This window comes from Aristaeella hokkaidonensis (assembly GCF_018128945.1).
In the GTDB taxonomy this organism is placed as follows: domain Bacteria; phylum Bacillota; class Clostridia; order Christensenellales; family Aristaeellaceae; genus Aristaeella; species Aristaeella hokkaidonensis.
On record NZ_CP068393.1, the window covers coordinates 1,869,803 to 1,889,909 of the forward strand.

Genomic DNA, 20,107 nt, shown 5'->3' on the forward strand with positions numbered 1-20,107 from the left:
GCCGGTTCAACCATTCATAATTGTGAATTATGAATTATGAATTATGAATTTACTTTCTCTTTTCTCATAACTTCTGCTTTATGAAATACACCACCGATTGTTTCAAAAAACAGTCCCGCGTCCAGCGCAAAGCTCTGGCTCCTGGCGTATTCCACCCGCAGGCGGTTCTTCTCCGGCAGGATCAGCCGTTCAAAGTTGGCTACCGGATCTTCCTCGCCCACGATCTCATCCTGGGCAATATACACGATGCTGCTCCGGTCCGTGATGCCCGGCCGCACCCACATGATGCACTGCTGTTCCTCCGTATACTGCTCTGTGTACAGCAGCAGTTCCGGCCGCGGGCCGACAAAGCTCATGTCGCCCTTGATAATGTTGAACAGCTGGGGCAGCTCGTCCAGCTTCAGCCGCCGCATCACCCGGCCTGCCCGGGTCACCCGGTCGTCGTTCTTGGCGGTGCAGCCGCCGGTCTTGTCAGCGTCCACCACCATGCTGCGGAACTTGAAAATACGGAAGGGCTGGTTATGATAACCGCCCCGTACCGCCCGGTAGAAAACCGGGCCTTCCGAATCCAGCTTGACCCAGATGGCCAGCGGAATCATCACAATCAATCCGGGAATCAGCAGGATCAGTGCCAGCAGCAGATCCAGGATCCGCTTGACTACCTTGCTGTAAAAGGGATGTGACAGCGGTCCGTCCCAGTACGGCTCCTTCGGCAGCTCGTTCTTACCCACTGTATCCCTCCGTCGAAAACACTTAATTCTTAATTCTGAATTCTGAATTAATCCCCGATCTTATCGAGGATGTCATTCAGCCTCTCCAGCTCTTCCCGGCTGCTGTACTGCAGCACAATCCGTCCCTTGGAGATGCTGCCCGTCAGGGTGCTCTTCAGTCCGGTCCGGCGCAGGATCTTTTCCTGCAGTTCGTTCAGTTCCGCAGGCAGGCGCTTCGGTGCGGCTTTCTTCTTGGGCTTGGCGCCCAGGGCCTTCACCAGCTGCTCCATCTGGCGCACGTTCAGGCCTTCGTCCACTGCTTTATGGGCAAGGCGCAGCTGTTCCGCGCTGCTGTTCACACCGGCAAGCACCCGGGCATGGCCAGCGGTCAGCAGCCCGTCCTTCACCATCTCGGTCACTTCGTCCGGCAGCTGCAGCAGGCGCAGCATGTTGGCCACCGCCGGACGGCTCTTGCCCAGGCGGAAGCTGACCTTCTCCTGCGTATAGCCGCACTGGTCCATCAGGGCACGGATGCCCTTCGCGGCTTCGATGGGGTTCAGGTCCTCGCGCTGCAGGTTCTCAATCAGCGCGATTTCACGCTGCCGGATCACGTCAATATCCTTGACGATGCAGGGCAGCGTCTCCAGTCCGGCTTCACGGCCCGCGCGGTAGCGGCGTTCACCGGCAATGATCATATAGCGGCCGCCCCCTGCGGGAGCAACCAGCAGGGGCTGCAATACACCTTGCTCCCGGATGCTGTCCGCCAGCTGGCTGATGCTTTCCGGGCTGAAGGTGCGCCGGGGCTGATCCGGGTTCGGATCCAGTTCGCCCACGGGGATTTCCTGTATACTGGTTCCCCAGTCTTCGGCTCCCGCGAACAGGGAATCCAGTCCCCTTCCGAGGCCGTGCGTCTTCTTCGGCATAACTGCAGTCTCCTATTGCTTACTTCTTTTTCTTGTTGCGGGACAGTACTTCCTTGGCCAGGGATTCATAGGCCAGGGCGCCGCTGCTCCGCGGGTCGTAAATGCAGATCGGTTCTCCATGGCTGGGTGCTTCACCCAGGCGGACGTTCCGCGGGATCGTGGTCGCGAACACCGCCTTCTTGAAGTGCTTCTTAACCTGGTCCACCACCTGCAGGCCCAGGTTTGTCCGGCCGTCCAGCATGGTCAGCAGGATGCCCTCGATCTCCAGCCTGGGGTTGAAGGTGTGCTTCACCCGGTTCACGGTGTTCATCAGACTGGTCACGCCCTCCAGCGCGTAATACTCGCACTGGATCGGCACCAGCACGCTGTCCGCTGCCGCCATGGCGTTCAGTGTCAGCAGGCTCAGGCTCGGTGGGCAGTCCACGAAAATGAAGTCATAATCATCCCGCACCACGCCCAGCAGCTTTTTCAGGAAAAACTCCCGGTCCTTTACGCTGACCAGTTCCACTTCGGCGCCCGCCAGGCGGATGTCCGATCCGATCAGCTTCAGCTTTTTGATATCCGTGTCCTGAATGCAGTTTTTCAGATCCGCGCGGCCCATCAGCGCGTCGTAAACCGAGCTGCGCTCGTTCACGCTCCTGCCGAAGCCGCTGGTTGTGTTTCCCTGGGGATCCAGGTCTACCATCAGGACCTTTTTGCCTGCCTGCGCAATGGCCGCGGACAGGTTCACGGCTGTGGTTGTTTTACCCACGCCGCCCTTCTGGTTCGCAATTGCGATAATCTTCGCCATATTCTGCCTTTCATAACATGCTCCGGACAGCGGTTTACGCTTCCGGAGCTTCTCCGTTTTCAATCCTCGCGATCATGTCGATGCGCCGCTGATGGCGGCCGCCCTCAAACTCGGCGGTCAGCCAGTGCTTCGCGATCATCTTCGCCAGCTCTGTGCCCACCACCCGGGCTCCCATGGTCAGGATGTTGCTGTTGTTGTGCCGTTTGCTCAGTTCTGCGCTGTACACGTCGCTGCAGGTGCAGACGCGGATGCCCTTCACCTTGCCGGCGGCGATGCCGATGCCGATGCCGGTGCCGCAGATCAGGATACCCCGGTCGCATTCGCCGTCCGCAACGGCTTTTGCAGCCTTGTATCCGTATACCGGGTAGTCGTCATCCCGGTTATTCGCATCATAATTGCCGTAGTCTTTCCAGGCGAGTCCCATCTCGTCCAGCATCTTCATCAGTTCCTGTTTCAGGGCCACTCCGGTATGGTCACAAGCCAGTGCAATCATGACGTATACGCTCCCGTTTCCTTATAATATTCCTTCGCATAGGAATCTATGCTATAATACATCATCATGCGCTGAATTTCAAGGAGGCGGGAAGATCAATGCCCCTGCATCACTGCGAGCTTTGTCACATCGATCTGGACCGGATTACTGTCCGCCGCGGCGGCCAGACCCTGCTCCAGGATGTGTCCATGCACATCCACTGCGGACAGCTCACCGTACTCATCGGCCAGAACGGTGCCGGTAAAACCACACTGATCCGCGCCCTGCTGGGAGAGCTTCCCCACACAGGCCTGATTCGTCATGTGGACGGCCGCGGGCTGGATATTCCTCACCTGCGGACCGGCTATGTACCGCAGCATCTGCAGTTTGACCGGGAAATGCCCCTCACAGTCCGGGATTTCATGGCCGCCTCTCTTTCAAAGCGTCCGGTCTGGACCGGCGTCGGCAAAAAGACTCGTGCGCTGGTGGATGAAGCCCTTGCCGCCGTCAATGCCGGCGATCTGGCGGACCGGCCCCTGGGCCGCTGTTCCGGCGGTGAACTGCAGCGCGTTCTCCTGGCCCTGGCCATGAATCCCGCGCCGGACCTGCTGGTGCTGGATGAACCGGTCAGCGGCATCGACCGCAACGGCCTGAAAATGTTCCTGGATACGCTTCTGGATCTGAAGCAGACCCATCACATGGCCATCCTGCTGGTCAGTCACGACCTGCGCTTTGTCCGGGAATACGCCGACCATGTGGTCCTGCTGGACAAATCAGTCCTTGCCCAGGGCTCCGCTGAGAGCGTTTTCTCCTCTCCGGAGTTTTCTGCCGTATTCGGCTACAGCGGTGAAGAAGAGGAGGCGGAATGATGGATACGATCTACAGCATCCTCGGTGCAATCCTCCCGCTGGAGGCTTATCAGTACTCTTTCATGAAAAACGCCTTCCTGGCGATCCTGCTGCTGACCCCGCTCCTGGGCCTGCTGGGCACCATGGCGGTCAATCACCAGATGGCTTTCTTCTCAGACGCGCTGGGCCATTCCGCCCTCACCGGTATCGGCCTGGGCATCATCCTCGGCTTGCGGAACGATCTGGTTGCCATGCTGGTTTTCGGGATCATCTGGGCCATCCTGATCTGCGTCATCAAGCAGTCCGGCTCCGCTTCCACCGATACCGTCATTTCCGTATTCTCCTCCACCTCCGTGGCTGCGGGTCTGCTGATCCTCGCCCGGGGCGGAAAGTTTGCGAAGTATTCTTCCCTGCTGATCGGCGATGTGCTTGCTGTCACCCCCTCCGACCTGCTCTGGCTGCTGCTGGCCCTCATCGGCACGCTGATCCTGTGGGCCCTGCTGTATAACTCTCTGCTGCTCACCAGCGTGGACAGTTTCCTGGCCCGCAGCCGCGGCATTAAAACCCGCCTGGTGGAATGCGCCTTCGTGGTCATGGTCGCGGTCGCGGTCATGCTTTCCATCCGCTGGGTCGGTGTCATGCTGATCAATGCCCTGCTGATCCTGCCGGCCGCCGCAGGCCGCAACCTCGCCCGGTCCTCCCGCCAGCATGCGGTCTGGTCCGTGGTCCTGGCCCTCTTCAGCGGCCTCCTCGGCCTGACCCTTTCCTATTATCTGGATACCAGTGCCGGCGCGTCCATCGTGCTGGTTTCCGCCCTGTGCTATGCCGTTTCCCTGGCTGTCAGGGGCATCCGGAAATAAAGCACATAAACAATTGTCCTGTACGGAGACCTGTCCGGTCTCCGTTTTTTGTTGAAAAGAATCGCCAATCCGGCTACAATAGAGACTCATTCCTGACCTTTGGAGGGTATTCATGCTGCTGTTTTTCGATATCGACGGAACCCTGTTTGACGACAGCCGGAAGCTGCCGGCCTCCGTCCTGCCATCCCTGGAAAAAGCGCATGAGAACGGTCACCTCATCTTCATCAATACCGGCCGGACCCTTTGCAACCTGGATCACCGCCTGGACGGTTTCCCGGTGGACGGCTGGATCATGGGCTGCGGCACCCGGATTGTCTTCCGGGGTGAAACGCTGCAGAGCATGGAATATGACCCGGCCCGGACCCTCCGCCTCCGTCAGGTCTTCCTGGACCTGGAAATACCGGTTGTCTATGAATGCGATACCGCCATGTATTTTGACCCGCTCTCTCCTGCCCATCCCGCCATTCCCATTTTCCGGAACTATGCCCGGAAAAACGGGATCGACCGGGACGTCACCGAAACAGATCCAGAATTCAGGGCGGTCAAAATGTTCTGCTTTTCCGACACCCGGGATCTGATCGACCGGCTGGAGGAAGCAACTGCCGCTGTCGGCCTGCCCTACACCGCCATCGACCGGGGCAAGGGAGGCTGGGAAGTGATCCCCGCCGCCTATTCCAAAGGAACCGGCATTGACGTCATCCGGCAGAAGCTGAACGTCGCTTTCGAAGACTGCTATGCCTTCGGTGACAGCCGGAATGATATGACCATGTTTGAGCATGTGGGCCACAGCATCGCCATGGGCAATGCCCCGGAGGATGTGAAGGCTGCCTGCTCCTGGACCACCGCCCGTCCGGAGGACGACGGCATTAAAAAAGCCATGATCCATTTCGGGATCATAGCGGATGAATAATATGTTTTATTGGATTCCCAGCTCTTCCTTCAGCTTGCTGACCCGGGCCGCTTCATGCGGTGCAGGAGCAACCAGCGGCATAATCAGGAAGTGCTGCAGCGCGTCCGCGTCCTTCAGCACCTCGTCAAAGGGTGAATCAACCTCGTCTTTATCGCTGTGACGGTAAATCGCATGCGAAATCATATCAATCTCTTCTTCTGAAAACAGATTCAGCTCCTGCAGGATCTTCCTTGCCGCAGCAGCACCCTGATGGGCATGATCCTTCCTGTTTCCTGTCTGGTAGGCATAGATGTCGTGCAGCAGGCCGGCAATCGCGGCCAGCTCCACGTTCTGCTGCCGTTTCATTGCCAGCAGCGCACAGGTCTGCGATACGCTGTACAGATGCACATAGCCGAATTTGATATCAATCTCTTTTGTTCGTGCCGCTACGATTTTGTCCACGCAGGCCTGGACCGCTCCGATTCTTTCCATTTTTAATGATCATCCTCTGTTTATTCAGGTTTCACTGCCCTCGCCAGGAAATTGAGTTCTGTAATATCCTCGCCCTGGCACTCCAGATATCCGTTCAGCACAAAACCGCATCGGATCATTCCGCCCAGGTATTCCTCCATGGTGTGGCCGTACTCGATCCACTCGGAATCATCGTACTCCCGGGTACAGCATGGCACCCGGTGAACCGTCTTGTAATAGCCGCCCTGCTCATTCTCCGCCCAGTCGCACATATAGTTAATGGGAGCCGGCGCCATGATCATCAGCTCCCCGCCTTTGGCCAGCACCCGGAAGCATTCCCGGAACACCACGCTGACGTCCGGGATATACATCAGGGACGGCGGGTTGAAGATCATGTCAAAGGATGCATCCGCAAACCGGGACAGGTCACACATGTTACCTTTCACGATCTCAATGTCCAGTCTCTCCCGTTCCGCGATTGCCCGGTCCTTCTCCAGCATCCCGCCGGAGAGGTCAATCACCGTTACCTTTGCCCCGGCGCAGGCAAACAGCGGCGCCTGCAGCCCGCCGGCACCCGCCAGGCACAGCACCCGTTTCCCTTTGATATCACGCAGCCATTCTGCCGGCACTTCCCCGTTCCAGAAGCGCAAATGCAGTTCCCCTTTTCGGGCCGCTTCCAGCTCTTCCTTTGTGGCGGATGCCGTCCAGTCCGCGTTGCCCAGGACCAGGTTGTCTATATTCTTTTCCACCTGTTCAAATACATTGTCCACTGTTTTACCTCATGTTTGCTTTACCAGCGCTTCATGTTCTTCTCAAACTTTTCTGTATAGGCCGCTTTCAGCTCTTCCGGTGTGATGCCGTAGCAGAGCATCACGTCATTGTAATACATCAGCACGTCCGCCATCTCTTCCACAAGATCCTTCCGCAGTTCAGGATCCTGCGCCGCTTTTGTGCCGCCGTTTTTCTTGACGATGTCGATGACTTCGCCGGTCTCCCCGATCATCCAGAGCAGCTTGTTCTTCCCGGTCTCCGGTCCGATCGGTTCCCATTTGCCTTTGTACTGTTCCTGCAGCTGCTTTTGCATCTCCTGCATTTCCTGGATACTGAAATCTTTCATGAATCTGTTCCTCTTTTCCGGCTGCCGGGGCGGCACCGTCTCAGTTCTTCCGCCGGTCCTTCCCGGTGCTTTCATAATACTGTGCTTTCTCCGCGTACATCATGGCGTCTGATTCCCGGAGCAGCGCGTCTATATCCTTCGTTCCTTCGCTGATATAGCTGAAGCCGACAGCGCAGCTGTAGGGCGTTTCCGCCACATTGGCCCGGATGCGTTCAATCAGCTGGAGCACCTCGTCCCGCGTGCATTTCCTGCAGACGATAATGAACTCGTCGCCGCCCACCCGGTATCCGGCCTGCCTGCGTTTCAGCGCACGCATAAAACAAATCGCCAGGGTGATCAGCGCATCGTCACCGGCCGCGTGGCCGTCGGTATCATTGATGGTTTTCAGTCCGTTCATGTCCAGCGAGACCAGGGCGCTGATATCTTCCGGATTGTTGTATATATCCGCGTAATAGGCCGAACGGTTGAGCATGCCTGTCATCAGGTCCTTCCGGGTTACCTGGAGAACGGAAAACACATAGTATGTGAAAAGGGCAATAGCGATGGTTGCGCAGAAAATCTGGGAGTAGGCACTGCCGAACACAAACGGCAGGAACAGTCCCAGTGCGAACGCAAAGCAGAGGAAGCCGATCGGGGAAAGTTCTATCAGTTTCTTATTGCTGCGGGTATACAGAATGTAGATCAGGAAGACGCAGTACGCCCCCGCCATGATGTAGGGCAGCAGTCCGAGCGGTCCGCGGCGGAATACATTGTCGCTGTCAATCCGGAAAACAATCCCGGTAAAGATGGAAATGAAATTGATAACTCCATGCAGGGCTGCGGGAATAAAAATATACCTGTGCAGTTCCTTGTTCATCGTATAAAGCACCTGCGCGATGATAATCGGCGTGGCACTGTACCGGAGGGCCATCAGCACAACCCGCAGCTCCCGGTTCAACCCCCGGTCAGCCAGGTAAAACTCCACATACACGACAATGGAGAGAAGGAAGATTTCACCGATCAGCAGATACATTCGTTTGATGCTTCTGGGTGCCAGCGAAACCGTCATTTTCAGGGCAACCGCATACGCAAACAGAATAAGGATCAAAACCCAATTCTGCAATAAGTACTCTTTAAACATGCGGATGCCTCTTTCTGTTCTGTGTACAGTCGTGTCTGCTGTCAGATTTCTTCAATGATAGAGTTTCCCGCCTCGCCCGTCGTCCATTGCCACTTTTCATAAAACCGCAGCCTGCCGTTTTCCTCCTGCGGTTCAGAGTCACAGGATCCGGCCTTCAGTTCCCCGGCTGTATTGATGTGCTGATAGGTAAAATGCAGGCATTGCTTCTCATCCATGGTTCCCACAAGGAACCCTTTCACGACGCTTCCGCCGGAATACTCCGCCCAGATCACGTTCCCTTTCTGGTGATAGCAGAAGATCGTCTGATCGGAAACCTCTCCGGATTCAGAGTTCTCTACTGCGGTAAACAGCCGGCCGTCCACGGAGAACGGTTCCTCCCTGTCATCAAACAGGGTTCTGCCCTTCTCGTAGGCTTCTGCCAGGTTCTGTTCCCAGTTTTGCTCCCGCTGTGCCAGTTCCCTGGTCATCCCGTCAAAAACCACAAACTCCTGCTTCCGGATCCGGTTGAAGAACCGGTCGCCGAACATCACTTTCTTCATGCTGTCCAGCAGGCCGAACTTTTCCAGCCGTTCCATCGTATTGCCCGCTGTGCACAGGATCAGCGCCTTGTCCAGTGTCTTCATCCGTTTCTCGCCGTAGGCAAAGCCGTAAGACCACACCCGGTCAATCCAGCCCACCAGCTTCGCCGGGGCTTCCGTCCAGAACACCGGATAGATCAGTACAATCGCATCCGCCGCATTGATCTTATCCTGCTCTGCCAGTACATCCTCCGCCAGGTCGTTTGTGTTTCTGTAATTGGCGTCCCGGAGGTATTCCTTTTCAGACATATCCGTCCTGAAATCCATGGCATACAGGTCAGACAGGATATATTCATTTCCCCCATCCGTGATTCCTTTGATAAACGCGTCCCGCACATGCCGGGTAAAGGAATCCTCCGACGGGTGGCAGTATACAATCAGTGCCTTCATTATTTCCCCTTTTCCATTTCCGGGTCTTCCCCGTTCTCAATCTTTTCGATCATATCGATCCGCCGCTGGTGGCGGCCGCCTTCAAACTCGGCATTCAGCCAGCTGCGGGCTATCATCTTCGCTTTTTCATTCCCCACAACCAGTGCACCCATGGTCAGGATATTGCTGTTGTTGTGGCGTTTGCTCATCTCCGCGCTGTACACGTCGCTGCAGGTGCATACCCGGATCCCCCTGACCTTGCACGCCACAATGCTGATCCCCATGCCCGTGCCGCACAGCAGGATTCCCCGGTCGCATTCGCCCGAAGCCACCGCCTGCGCGGCCTTGTATCCGTACACCGGATAATCGTCGCCCGGGTTGTTGGCGTCATAGGTGCCAAAGTCTTTCCAGGTGAGGCCCATCTCATCCAGCATCTTCATCAGTTCCTGTTTCAGTGCCACCCCATGATGGTCACAAGCCAGTGCAATCACGACGTATACACCTCCGTCTCAAAAACCCAGTGCCCGCTGCACCTTTACCACAAAAAACTCATCAGCGTTTTTCATCGTTGGAATATGGATCAGCACCGCTCTTCCGCTGAACTTCCGGAGCAGATGCCAGTATGCTTCGTTGCACAGATAGGCCGTCGGCGTCTCAGAGACCTTTGCTTCCAGCCCGGCTTCCCGGAAGCCGTCCGTCATTCTTTCCAAATCCAGCCTTGACGAACACCTGATGCCGTCCTTCTCCGCTGTTCTTTCAATCCTCACCGTACCCGCCAGGTTCTTATCCACACCGAACAGTATGACGCTGTCATATGCCGCGTCAATGGCGTCAATATCCTTCTTCACCCCGCCGAAGGAATTGGTCAGCAGGCAATAATCCCGTCCCAGCGCTTTCACCAGCTCCCCGGACAGGTTATTCCTCCCTTTGAATCCGATCAGCAAAGTACAGTTCATGCGTTCATTCCTTTATCCTATGTGCGGTAATAATCGTGTAGCTGTATGCGTTGACCGTAATCTCGCAGCCGTCGATCCGGATGTACCAGTTCTTTCCTCTCCGTTCTGCTTCAGCCCTGGAATCCTGAATCTTTTCCCTGCACCAGGCAACCACGTCCTGCTCCCCCAGGCCCAGGTTTCTCCTGATCCTCTCCACACCCATCTCCGTTGTGTGAATACGCTCAAGATTCTCAATCAACACATTCATCATTAAACTGTCCTCACAGAATGGATTTGTCCAATTGGTATAACCAAAATAATTATGAATTGTGAATTATGAATTTATGTCCTGCCTGTCGGCGCAGTATTAATTCTGAATTCTTAATTCTGAATTCTGAATTCAGAAAGCTTCGCCTTCAGTTTCTCATACCTTTCAAACTTTTCCCGCTTCCTGAAGTGTTCTTCCCTCGTCTGCTCATGCAGCAGGGAATAGTCCAGCTTCTCGTCACCGAACTGCTCACTGGTCAGGTCAAAAACACAGTCGCCGACCACATTGAAACAGTGATAATTCCCGTCCCCCAGCGGCACGCCAAAGACCTTTCCGCCGAAAATATCCTGTGCCAGGAAGGCGGTAATGGAGCACTGACCCAGCGTCCGGTTTTCTTTGCTCCAGTCCTTCTGCATCCGGGGTGCGCAGGTTTCTTTTGTCCACACGTTCCACAGGGCTTCATACAGGTCCCTGGGTGTCCCGATCCCCGGGTACTCCCGGTTCACTGCCGGAACCAGCGCCTGTTCCCATCCATAGAAGCCGTACTTCATGCCTTATCACCCCTTCCGCCTGTTATCCGCATCATACCGCATGAGCCGCCGGAAAAGCAAGCTTTTCCGGTGCGTTCTTTTGAAGTATAATACCCCATATAAACAACCAAAGGAGCAGCACATAATGGGCGAACTCATCACAAAGGACGGCCTTCGTCTGCACTACGAGGAATTCGGCACCGGCGGCCGGGTGGTTCTTTCCGCCATGGCCGGGCTTTTCTATCCGGACGGACTGCAGCAGGCCCTGGCCCGAAAAGGATACCATGTATACTGCTTGACCCTCCGGGGCTTTGCCCCTTCCTCCTATGTGACGGAGGACTATGGAGAACGCTGGTATGACGTGTTTGCCGGGGATGTCATCGTCCTGGCGGATTCCCTGGGCCTGGACCGTTTCTTCTATCTCGGTGCCTCCCACGGAGCAGGTATTGGCTGGCATCTGCTCTGGCGTTACCCGGAGAGGGTCAAAGCCTTCGTAGCTGTCGTCCCCGGCCCCCACAGTCTGGAAGCCGGAGTCATGTCCTACCGCCAGATGCTTCTGCAGGGCCTGATCTCCGCCCCGCCGCCCTTTGATCCGCCCACGGACGATCCGGACCGCCTGGCCCGCAGGGAAAAGCGGGAAGCCTGGCTGAAGAGCCTGCCGAAAGCGGATCCCCTGGAAAAGCAGGTGGATTACGGCCGTCCCCTTATGTGCTGTGGTACGGAAGAAAGGCTGCGCGAGGTACTCCGTTCCCTGCAGACCCCGACCCTGATCCTCGGCGGCACGGACGACCCCATCAGCACCCCCGCGCTGATGACCCGCACCGCCTGCTGCCTGCCGGACTGCAGGCTGGTCATGTATTCCCGCTCCGGCCACAATATTGATACGGATATTCCGGAAGAGCTGGCCGATGAAGCGGATCGGTTCCTTCAAAAGTATTGAATATAAAAAGACGGCACCGGGCAGTTGAACTGTCCCGGTGCCTTTGGGTATACCCATCTATATGAAAGGCCCTGCTTTACAGCTTGTCTTCTTCGAGCCTGTGCAGTTTGCGTCTCAGGATAACGCCCTGAAGCACCAGCAGGATCAGCAGCAGGCCGCATCCTCCGCCCAGTGCAATCGTCAGCGGAGAGACTTTTTCTTTCTTTTCGTTCTCTCCCTCCGCTTTCTCTTCTGTGTTCTTCTTGAGCGGCGGATCGACCTTCAGGTTTACCGGCAGTTCAAGAGAAGCCGGATTGCCGTCTTCATCCGTGCAGTCCACGGTCACGGTACCGGTATATTCACCGGTGACATCCTTGGATGTTGTCAGGATCAGCTGCGCCTGCCGGGTTTCTCCGGGCTGGATGGTACCCACCAGTACGCTCTGCCTGTCCGTAATGCCGGGCATGGAAACCGTGGCCATCACATTCACAATATCCGCCTTGCCCATGTTCATCAGCGGCAGCGTCAGGGTTACGGAGTCTCCGGCATAGACAGACGGAGCCATCCTGATCCCGCCCTGTTCCATCCGGATGGACTGGTGCACGGCCACTGTATTGCTGCATTCATAGCTGGCCTCGGCACCCACCGCATTCCAGGTCATTGCCATCTTCAGCATGTGCGGTACGACCGTGGCCTTCTGCACTACGGTGACCGGATAGGTTACGGTGATGCTCTCGCCGATGGGCAGGCTGCCCAGGTACACTTTCTCAGCGTCCCGGGGCAGGATATGTCCTGCCTCGTCACTGATCTTCAGTTCCAGATTTTCAATATCCGTGGCAGCGCAGGGGTTGGTCAGCGTCAGCTTCACTTCGCCATCCTCGCCGACAGACAGGTCAGCCTGTACGTCGCTTATACTGATCCGGGGTTTTTCCAGGGCTTCTTCGTTGCCCCGTACCCGGACGGTATAGGGAATATCCAGGCTCTGTTCCTGTCCGTCCCTGCCTTTCGCCGTCACACGGATCACACAGGGATAGTCGGCATTTTTCAGGTTGGACAGCATGGACAGGGTGAAACGAACCTCCCAGATGCCTGTTTCTTCATCTTCATGGGCTTCCACCGTCATATCCTGGGATTTGAAAGGCGTCACCCGCGGGTTTTTCACCTGCAGTTCCGCCATAACGGATTCAACTTCCCCTTCTGTCCTGATGGGGAGGATCAGGCTCCATTTGTTTCTGTCTGTGGAAGCTTCATATCCCTGGTACCAGGACCGGTCCATCCCCCGGAGAATCCTGTTCTCATCCAGGCTGAGGGCCGGTGCACCCTCGCCGCAGGCGGCGAAAATGGGTACAAGAAGCACAGCGGTCAGCAGGACCGCGAACAGTCTCTTCTTTTTCATATTATCTGTTACAACTCCCTGATATTCTCGACAATCGGCTGACGGGCAACCTTGATCAGCCTGCTGCGGATACCTGCGGTACAGGCCAGTGCCACACAGGCAGCCAGCACAATCAAAACCGGGATCATAATCACCGGATGGTTATGTGTAAACAATCTGAACGTCCTGAATTCGGTGACTGCGTAGAACAGCAGGCACGGAATCAGTGCGGCGCCCGCGCAGGCCCAGACCGGCAGGCGGTAGCAGCCGACCAGCGTCCTCAGGTCCGCACCCACGGCACGCAGTGTGCCGATCATCCGGGTATCGGACCGGATCTGCCGGGAAACACCCGTCACCTGCATGAACACGGATACGGCAAAGAACAGCAGGATCATGCCGGTCAGAATCGCAATCTCACGGATCTTCCTGGCCTGCTTTGTCCGGGCAGTTTGAAGCTGGTTATCCACCATCATGAAGCCCCTTGTGGCGATCTGGTTCAGCTGGTTGTCAATGAAAGCCTCCTGATCCTCTGTCAGTTTCCTGGAACAGAAAACTTCCGCGTACGAAGGATTGGGCAGTTTCAGGCCCATGGCCTGTGCGCCCCTGTCTGTCAGGATCACGGTAATCCCGCTCAGGTAAATCCCGTCGATATGGGCGTCACTGCCCAGCACCGCACCCACTTTGGTTTCGGCTCGGACGCAATCCATGGACTGGTACCAGTCTTTCCATTCACTGCCGATGTCGTAAGTCATCGGCGCTTCGTCTGCTTTTCTCCCTGACAGTTCCAGCAGGCTCAGCTGCAGGCCCTGTTTGAAATAGTCATTTTGAATGATTATATCCCATTCTTTGTCCTTGATTTCATCTATCCGGGAGAATGTTTCCATTGCAAGACCGCCGTTTTCAGTCTTCCTGGCGCAAAGATTCGGAGCGTAAACCAGCACCTGTTCCCCGCTGTCCAGCTTTTCCGGATTGATGGAGCCGTCTGTAACATATTCCCTGAATGCCGTCGGATCGCAGTCCAGCACCTGGACAGTGATCGGCACAATGGTTTCCGTAATGCCAAGCTGGCTGCGAATCAGGTCCATCCGTTCCACGTTCTGGACCGCTTCCTGCGCGCCCCAGTCTTCATTGCTCCGGGCCCGGGCGTCCGCCAGTTCCTCATCGTTCATGAACAGCCAGTCATTTCCGGATCCGATTCCATGCATGGTGCCGACAGAGTGGACGATATGTTCACCGTCCGACCCGACTGTGTCGACTTTCCTGGTTTTGAAATAATCCGGCACCTCAGGCATCAGCAGGTTGGCATTGAGGTATGTAACGGACTGCACCTTGGTAACGCCTTCATAGGAAGGGATTTTCCGCATTTCATACCGGATCTCTTCCGCGTCGGAAGACGGCTGGGAAAAAGGATCCGTTACCCATGCGCTGTCATAGGGGCCGTTCATCTCAAACGCCGGGGTGTCGTTGTTCTGCTGCCGGATGCCCAGTACCACCTCACCCAGAAGCAGGGTGGAAAGCAGGGTCAGGGCAATCATGCCGGCAGTCCCTGCCTGGCGCAGGGGATGGAGCCGCACGCGGCGTCCGGCAATCAGCCGGTCCGTTTTGAATTCCATGTGGTTCCGCACTTTTCCGGCACGGCGCAGCAGCGCGGTGTCCCGCAGCACGCCCATGGGCATCTGGGCCGACGCGTGGTAAAGCGGCAGGCGGGAGGCAACAAAAACGCACAGTCCGGAAATACACAGGATCGGAATCAGCAGCCACAGGTTCAGGGAGAAAACCACCTGATCCGGGGCCAGCATGGAAATAATCCAGGTCACGATAATACCCAGCAGCAGGCCGGCAGGCAGCGCGGTCGCTGTCAGCATCCAGGCTTCAGCGCCGTAGATCCGGCGGACCTGCCTGCGGGTGGCGCCGATGGCGCGCAGCATGCCGATGTCCTCGTTCTTCCGGCTCAGCAGGCTTTCCATCGCTGTGGTAATTCCAACGCAGGCGGACAGCATCAGCGCTGCGCCCAGCACAACCCATAGGGCAATCCGGCTGATAAGGTTCCTTGCGCGGGCGTAACCCGAGTCGTCATAAACCGCCTCACCGGTTTCCCGGCTGACGCCGTAGGTGTACGTATACACATTCAGTTCAGGCGCCAGGGGGCAGTTCCGGACCACCTGGTTAAAGGTGATCAGCGGGGCGTAGGTCAGCACACGGTGAACAACCTTGCTGCCCACTTTATAGGTTTCCTCAGGGGAAACCAGCATGGCCGGGAACCGCATTCCTTCCTCATCCAGACGCATCTCCAGATAGGTGGTTTGCTCATTCAGGATACCGACCAGTATAAAACTCTTTTCCTCTTCCTCGCCGTGGATCGGGGTCATCGTCAGCTTCAGCGTATCGCCGACAGATGCCTTGTCCACGCCCAGCCGGACCAGTGCGCTCTGTTCCGCGGCGATTTCTCCCGGTTTTTCCGGCATACGGCCCTCGATCAGGACCCGGTTCATCAGCTTTTCAGCTTCTTCGTCATAATAGCCGGTACAGATCTTGCTGTCCTTCACGGTTGCGTCAACTGTCACGTGGCCGAGCCGCTGGAAAAAGCCGCAGTTGCGCAGCTGGTCATCCGTCGGGCCGTAGTTTCCCAGCTCAAACATATCCATCCAGCCGACGCGCTGGGCCATCTGTTCTTCATGTCCGCGTACAGTTCCCCAGGCGCACAGGCTCGTGGCCGTGGCCAGGAAAACCGCCAGCAGGATACCGACAAAAAGGCTGACATAGGCTTTCCGGTTCACCCGGATATTCGCCCTGGCAACCCTGCTTAATGTGAGGTTCTTCATAAGGAAGCCCCCTCACCGCTGTCTTCCGCCACTTTGCCGTCTTCCAGGCGGATAATCCTGTCTGCCTGTTCCGCAACACCCAGGTCATGTGTCACCAGGATCATGGTAATGCCCAGCTCAGTGCTGATGGTACGCATCAGAGTCAGCACTTCCCGGCCAGTCTTTCCGTCCAGGTTACCGGTAGGCTCATCGGCGAACAGGATCGCGGGCTTATTGGCCAGGGCACGGGCAATACAGACCCGCTGCTGCTGTCCGCCGCTCATGGCACCGGGCAGGTGGTTCAGCCGGTCTTCAATACCCAGCATGTCTGTCAGCCGTTTCAGGTACTCTTCGTCCGGCTTGCGGTTGTCCAGCATGACCGGCAGCAGGATGTTCTCCTGTGCGGTCAGCTCGCGCACCAGGTTGTAGGCCTGGAACACAAAGCCGAAGCGGCGGCGCCGCAGCACCGACAGCTGATTGTCATTATATTGAAACAGGTTGTTTTCCTGATAAATCACCTTACCGGAAGTCGGTCTGTCCAGACCGGAAAGAAGATGAAGCAGGGTGGATTTGCCGCTGCCGCTCTTACCGGTAATGGCGGTAAAAGTACCTTGTTCAAAAGAGAGGTTCACACCGTCCACGGCATGCACCGCGGCGCTGTTATTCCCGTAGGTCTTCATAAGCTCTTCACAACGAATAATCTCCATCATTCATTCCTCCTCGGGAACAACCATACCAAATGAACCTTACTTTCAAGTGACTTTAACCTTACACTTTCGTAAGAAACTTCTTTCTTCTTTCAAGTAAGCAACCAAGAGTCCTTACCTCGTATATGATACGCACAAGCAATCAGGTCGCTGCAGCTGCAATATCGTTAGGGTGTCATTCCGACCAAGGCCGCAGGCCGCGTGGAGGAATCCCTTACTACGTCCGAAGGACGCTCAATTTTTAAGTCTTCAGTTTTAAGTATTCATTTATTATCTTGGATACCGAGGGGACGGTTCCTCCGGTATCATCCCAAAGTAAACCAAACGCGGAAATGAAGTCTCTTTCACATTCGGCCTCTGGCCGAATATTTCACATCGCGAAGCGATATTTCACATTGAGCCGCTTGCGGCTCAATATTTCATATTTGCCATCGGCAAATATTTCATTTTCAACTCATTTTTAAGGAAACTTGTACAGATTAGTGGACACATTAAAGACTGAAAAAATCATTTGGCGACATGTAGTTAATACCTGAATGGAGGCGATCCGCATTGTAGTACATCTCAATGAAGTTCACGATTGTCCTGGCTGCTTCCTCAAACCGCAGTGAACGGATATCATCCATTTCACATTCAAGCGTTCTCCAGAAGCTTTCAATCGGCTGGTTGTCATTCGGTTTCCCCGGCCTGGACATACTCTTTCGAAAGCCATGGCTTTCGACCAGTTCCTTCGTCTTCTTTGCTGTGTACTGGCATCCTCGGTCACTGTGGTACACCGCATTCTCTGGCCGCTTTGGGTTTCTTCCCACAGCCATTCTGAATGCATCCTGCACCAGCTTCTGTGTTTGCGTTTTAGCGATGCTCCATCCAACGATCCGTCTTGTCGCTACGTCTATAATGCCGCATACATAAACTTTTGTTCCGTGACATCTCAGCTCTGTTATGTCACTGCACCATAGATAGTTCGGCTGAACTACTTCGAATTTCTTCTTGATCAGGTTCTCTTCCAGATACTGTGGAGCATCCTTCTTCTCTTTTCTCCACTTTCTCCGTCTGCCGCACTTCGCTTTCAGTCCGTTCTTTCGCAGGATATTGCTTATCCGGTATTCACTAATCTCTATTCCTTTCCTTTGCAGTTCCTTCCGGATGCGTATCCTTCCATATCTTCCGTGGTTCTCTGCGAAAGACTGAACGACCGCTTTTTCCTCTTCTTTTTCTTCTTTTTCTGTCCGTTTCCTTTCTTTGTAGTAATTACTCTTTGACACACCCAGCACTTTGCATACTTCACTTACCGGATATTCCTTGAGTTCCTCTTTCGCAAACCTCACTCGTCTGCTGGGTGTTTCGCAAAGTATGCCGCTGCTTTTTTTAGGATCTCATTCTCCATTTTCAGCTTCTCATACTCTTTTCGAAGCTTCTTCAACTCGGCATCCGCTGCTCTCTGGTGTCCTTTCCCTACAAACGCTTCTTCTCCGTAGGTCTCGTATGCGCTTGTCCACTGGTACAGCAGGATCTTGTCTATCCCCAGTTTCTCCGCCACTACCGCATACTTGAGTCCATCTTTTAACACCAGTTCACATGCTTTGATCTTAAACTCTTTGCTGTATGTTCTATGCATTTGTGTCCACCTCTTTCCTTTACTTTATCATTCAGTCTTCGAGGTGTCCACTTTTACTATACAACTCTCAAGTCTTCAGTCTTAAGTCTTAAGTTTTAAGTTATATCTCAGGTCCTGATCATGTCCAGCACCGGCATCGAAATCGTAAACTTCAGCCCCTTCTTTGTATTCTGTGCCAGTATCTGCCCATGATGCCGGTAAATAATCTCTTTCACAATGGCCAGGCCCAGGCCGGCACCCTTCTTGCTCTGTCCCTCCGCCCGGTAAAAGCGGTCAAACAGGTGGGGCAGGTCCTTCGGCGAGGCACCGCCGCCGTCGTCCTCCAGCGTGCAGTATAAAAACTTGTCCGTGGTTTCCATATAGATCCAGATATGTCCGTCTTCCGCCGTATGCTCACAGGCGTTCTTGAGCAGGTTCCGGAAAGCTTCCGCCAGCCATTTCTCGTCGCAGCGGATGGTCGCCTCCCCTTCAATGGTCAGCGTCCGTCCGGGCCACAGGGGATGCATCTGCTGCCAGTCCCGCTCAATCATCTTCCGGAGATCGCATTTCGCGTATTCAAACTGATAGCCGTCCGCGCAAAGCCTTTCCAGCCGCAGTAGGCTGCTGATCAGCGTTTCCATGCGCTCAATCTGGACAATCTGCTGTTCACAGTGGGGGCTGGAATCCATTTCGCAGTACAGCCGCAGGGAGGCCAGGGGCGTCTTCAGCTGATGGGAAATATCCGCCGTCAGGTTGCTGGTCCGCTTTGCCTCCTGGCGGAACCGTTCTTCGGCCACGTCAATGCGGTTCTGCATCTCCATGGCGGCGTTCTCCACCTGCGCGATCGTATCCTCTTTCAGGGAAAGCGGCAGGTTCCCGCCGATCCCTACCAGGTAATCCTCCATATTTTCGGACAGCTGTTTCAGCCGCCTGTTGTTGCACAGGTGGCGGATTACGATTCCTGCCAGGATCAGCAGGAGGATTCCGCTGAGGATGTATCCAACCATTGATATCCCACTCCCCGAATGGTGCTGATGTGCTCAGCGCCCACCTTCTCCCGCAGCCGGCTCATATGCACCGACAGCGTGTTGTCATCGATAAACTTGCCGCCCTCGTCCCACAGGACCTCCAGCAGGCGTTCCCGCGGCACCACGGACGGATGATCCATCAGCATGGTCACAATCTTGTATTCCGTCAGGGTCAGGGGCAGCGCTTCGCCGTCCTTCATCACCTGCATCCGTTCCCGGTTCACCACAAAGCCGCTCCGGCTGAGGGGCCGGACCGCCTGGCTGCTGCGCAGCAGCACCCGTACCCGGCTCAGCAGCTCCTGCATCCGGAAAGGCTTGGTCACATAATCATTTCCGCCGGAATCCAGCCCCCGGACCACGTCAAACTCCTCGCCCCGGGCGGTCAGGAAAAGTACCGGCCGGGTTTCACCGGCTTCCCGCCATTCCCGGCACAGGCTGACGCCGTCGCCGTCCGGCAGGCCCACGTCCATCACCATTGCCTGCACGGCGTCCGTCAGGCGTTCCCGGGCTTCCTTCAGGGAGCCGGCGGTGATTACCTCATATCCGTCCCGGACAAACAGCTCCGTCAGTCCTTCCCGCAGGTCGGTATCGTCTTCCACCAGCAGAATGGTATTCATCATCATCATTCTCCGTTTCTGTATCCGTCCGCGCGCGTATACTGTGCGCATTCATGTTTTTATGATAGCACGCTGCAGGAAAGCGGGCAAGTCAGTGCCAAAATACAAAATAAATACAATTTCGTTGACATTCCGTTTTTGCGGTGCTACACTGCATATGGTATTGAACTGTTGGCGACAATT

The 20,107-nt window shown here is 55.7% G+C and carries 24 protein-coding genes; 4 read left to right on the forward strand and 20 right to left on the reverse strand.

Annotated features, from left to right (window positions below; genetic code table 11):
• Window positions 1-41: 41 nt before the first annotated feature.
• From JYE49_RS08460 to rpiB (JYE49_RS08475), 4 genes are read right to left on the reverse strand one after another with little or no spacing between them, the layout of a single operon-like run.
• A complete protein-coding gene (locus JYE49_RS08460; protein WP_283399371.1) occupies window positions 42-731 on the reverse strand; it encodes a sugar transferase in 690 nt (229 codons plus the stop codon).
• 47 nt (window positions 732-778) lie between these two features.
• Window positions 779-1,633, reverse strand: coding sequence for a ParB/RepB/Spo0J family partition protein (locus JYE49_RS08465; protein ID WP_093957120.1), 855 nt, complete (start codon window positions 1,631-1,633; stop codon window positions 779-781).
• Window positions 1,634-1,652: 19 nt separating this feature from the next.
• Window positions 1,653-2,423, reverse strand: coding sequence for a ParA family protein (locus JYE49_RS08470; RefSeq protein WP_093957119.1), 771 nt, complete (start codon window positions 2,421-2,423; stop codon window positions 1,653-1,655).
• A 34-nt stretch (window positions 2,424-2,457) separates the two neighbouring features.
• Complete coding sequence (gene rpiB / locus JYE49_RS08475; protein ID WP_093957118.1) at window positions 2,458-2,916, reverse strand: ribose 5-phosphate isomerase B; 459 nt, start codon at window positions 2,914-2,916, stop codon at window positions 2,458-2,460.
• A gap of 98 nt (window positions 2,917-3,014) precedes the next feature.
• Between rpiB (JYE49_RS08475) and JYE49_RS08480 the strand changes: the two genes are divergently transcribed.
• From JYE49_RS08480 to JYE49_RS08490, 3 genes are all read left to right on the forward strand, one after another.
• Complete coding sequence (locus JYE49_RS08480) at window positions 3,015-3,764, forward strand: metal ABC transporter ATP-binding protein (RefSeq protein ID WP_093957117.1); 750 nt, start codon at window positions 3,015-3,017, stop codon at window positions 3,762-3,764.
• Window positions 3,764-4,603, forward strand: a complete 840-nt coding sequence (locus JYE49_RS08485) for a metal ABC transporter permease (RefSeq protein ID WP_179217307.1) — start codon at window positions 3,764-3,766, stop codon at window positions 4,601-4,603. The genes JYE49_RS08480 and JYE49_RS08485 overlap by 1 nt, the downstream gene beginning before the upstream one ends.
• Before the next feature lie 112 nt (window positions 4,604-4,715).
• On the forward strand, window positions 4,716-5,513 hold the full coding sequence (locus tag JYE49_RS08490; protein WP_093957115.1) for an HAD hydrolase family protein: 798 nt from the start codon (window positions 4,716-4,718) through the stop codon (window positions 5,511-5,513).
• Between the two features lie 6 nt (window positions 5,514-5,519).
• On the opposite strand, the gene JYE49_RS08495 is transcribed toward JYE49_RS08490, so the two are convergent.
• The 9 genes from JYE49_RS08495 to JYE49_RS08535 all read right to left on the reverse strand — a co-directional run bounded on the left by JYE49_RS08495 (window position 5,520) and on the right by JYE49_RS08535 (window position 10,901).
• Window positions 5,520-5,984 carry an HD domain-containing protein gene (locus tag JYE49_RS08495; protein ID WP_093957114.1) on the reverse strand — a complete coding sequence of 155 codons (465 nt, stop codon included), beginning with the start codon at window positions 5,982-5,984 and terminating at the stop codon, window positions 5,520-5,522.
• A gap of 20 nt (window positions 5,985-6,004) precedes the next feature.
• The gene (locus JYE49_RS08500) at window positions 6,005-6,733 is read right to left on the reverse strand and encodes a class I SAM-dependent methyltransferase (RefSeq protein WP_093957113.1); all 729 of its coding nucleotides are present in this window, start codon (window positions 6,731-6,733) and stop codon (window positions 6,005-6,007) included.
• 20 nt (window positions 6,734-6,753) lie between these two features.
• Window positions 6,754-7,080, reverse strand: a complete 327-nt coding sequence (locus JYE49_RS08505) for a MazG nucleotide pyrophosphohydrolase domain-containing protein (RefSeq protein ID WP_093957268.1) — start codon at window positions 7,078-7,080, stop codon at window positions 6,754-6,756.
• A gap of 40 nt (window positions 7,081-7,120) precedes the next feature.
• Complete coding sequence (locus JYE49_RS08510; protein ID WP_179217306.1) at window positions 7,121-8,167, reverse strand: GGDEF domain-containing protein; 1,047 nt, start codon at window positions 8,165-8,167, stop codon at window positions 7,121-7,123.
• Window positions 8,168-8,241: 74 nt separating this feature from the next.
• Window positions 8,242-9,168, reverse strand: coding sequence for an NAD(P)H-dependent oxidoreductase (locus tag JYE49_RS08515; RefSeq protein ID WP_283399370.1), 927 nt, complete (start codon window positions 9,166-9,168; stop codon window positions 8,242-8,244).
• Window positions 9,168-9,638, reverse strand: coding sequence for a ribose 5-phosphate isomerase B (gene rpiB / locus JYE49_RS08520; protein ID WP_093957111.1), 471 nt, complete (start codon window positions 9,636-9,638; stop codon window positions 9,168-9,170). The genes JYE49_RS08515 and rpiB (JYE49_RS08520) overlap by 1 nt, the downstream gene beginning before the upstream one ends.
• Window positions 9,639-9,656: 18 nt before the next feature.
• A complete protein-coding gene (locus JYE49_RS08525; RefSeq protein ID WP_093957110.1) occupies window positions 9,657-10,103 on the reverse strand; it encodes a C15 family peptidase in 447 nt (148 codons plus the stop codon).
• A gap of 4 nt (window positions 10,104-10,107) precedes the next feature.
• Window positions 10,108-10,350 carry a DUF3781 domain-containing protein gene (locus JYE49_RS08530; protein ID WP_430384031.1) on the reverse strand — a complete coding sequence of 81 codons (243 nt, stop codon included), beginning with the start codon at window positions 10,348-10,350 and terminating at the stop codon, window positions 10,108-10,110.
• 113 nt (window positions 10,351-10,463) lie between these two features.
• On the reverse strand, window positions 10,464-10,901 hold the full coding sequence (locus JYE49_RS08535) for a YunG family protein (RefSeq protein ID WP_093957108.1): 438 nt from the start codon (window positions 10,899-10,901) through the stop codon (window positions 10,464-10,466).
• 124 nt (window positions 10,902-11,025) lie between these two features.
• Here JYE49_RS08535 and JYE49_RS08540 point away from each other — a divergent pair, with 124 nt between their 5' ends.
• On the forward strand, window positions 11,026-11,820 hold the full coding sequence (locus JYE49_RS08540) for an alpha/beta fold hydrolase (RefSeq protein ID WP_179217305.1): 795 nt from the start codon (window positions 11,026-11,028) through the stop codon (window positions 11,818-11,820).
• A 76-nt stretch (window positions 11,821-11,896) separates the two neighbouring features.
• Here the strand turns inward: JYE49_RS08540 and JYE49_RS08545 are convergent, their stop codons facing one another.
• The 7 genes from JYE49_RS08545 to JYE49_RS08575 form a co-directional block, all read right to left on the reverse strand.
• Window positions 11,897-13,195: a COG1361 S-layer family protein gene (locus tag JYE49_RS08545; RefSeq protein ID WP_093957106.1), complete on the reverse strand. Its 1,299-nt coding sequence runs from the start codon at window positions 13,193-13,195 to the stop codon at window positions 11,897-11,899.
• An 8-nt stretch (window positions 13,196-13,203) separates the two neighbouring features.
• Window positions 13,204-15,996 carry an ABC transporter permease gene (locus tag JYE49_RS08550; protein WP_093957105.1) on the reverse strand — a complete coding sequence of 931 codons (2,793 nt, stop codon included), beginning with the start codon at window positions 15,994-15,996 and terminating at the stop codon, window positions 13,204-13,206.
• Window positions 15,993-16,682, reverse strand: coding sequence for an ABC transporter ATP-binding protein (locus JYE49_RS08555; protein WP_093957104.1), 690 nt, complete (start codon window positions 16,680-16,682; stop codon window positions 15,993-15,995). Before JYE49_RS08555 ends, JYE49_RS08550 begins: the two co-directional genes overlap by 4 nt.
• 491 nt (window positions 16,683-17,173) lie before the next feature.
• Window positions 17,174-18,010: an IS3 family transposase gene (locus tag JYE49_RS08560; RefSeq protein WP_093957103.1), complete on the reverse strand. Its 837-nt coding sequence runs from the start codon at window positions 18,008-18,010 to the stop codon at window positions 17,174-17,176.
• On the reverse strand, window positions 18,007-18,300 hold the full coding sequence (locus JYE49_RS08565) for a transposase (protein WP_093957102.1): 294 nt from the start codon (window positions 18,298-18,300) through the stop codon (window positions 18,007-18,009). The genes JYE49_RS08560 and JYE49_RS08565 overlap by 4 nt, the downstream gene beginning before the upstream one ends.
• 107 nt (window positions 18,301-18,407) lie before the next feature.
• Window positions 18,408-19,286, reverse strand: a complete 879-nt coding sequence (locus JYE49_RS08570; protein WP_093957101.1) for a sensor histidine kinase — start codon at window positions 19,284-19,286, stop codon at window positions 18,408-18,410.
• Entirely contained in the window at window positions 19,250-19,924 is a 675-nt protein-coding gene (locus JYE49_RS08575; protein ID WP_304582627.1) for a response regulator transcription factor, read from the reverse strand. Before JYE49_RS08575 ends, JYE49_RS08570 begins: the two co-directional genes overlap by 37 nt.
• Window positions 19,925-20,107: the final 183 nt, after the last annotated feature.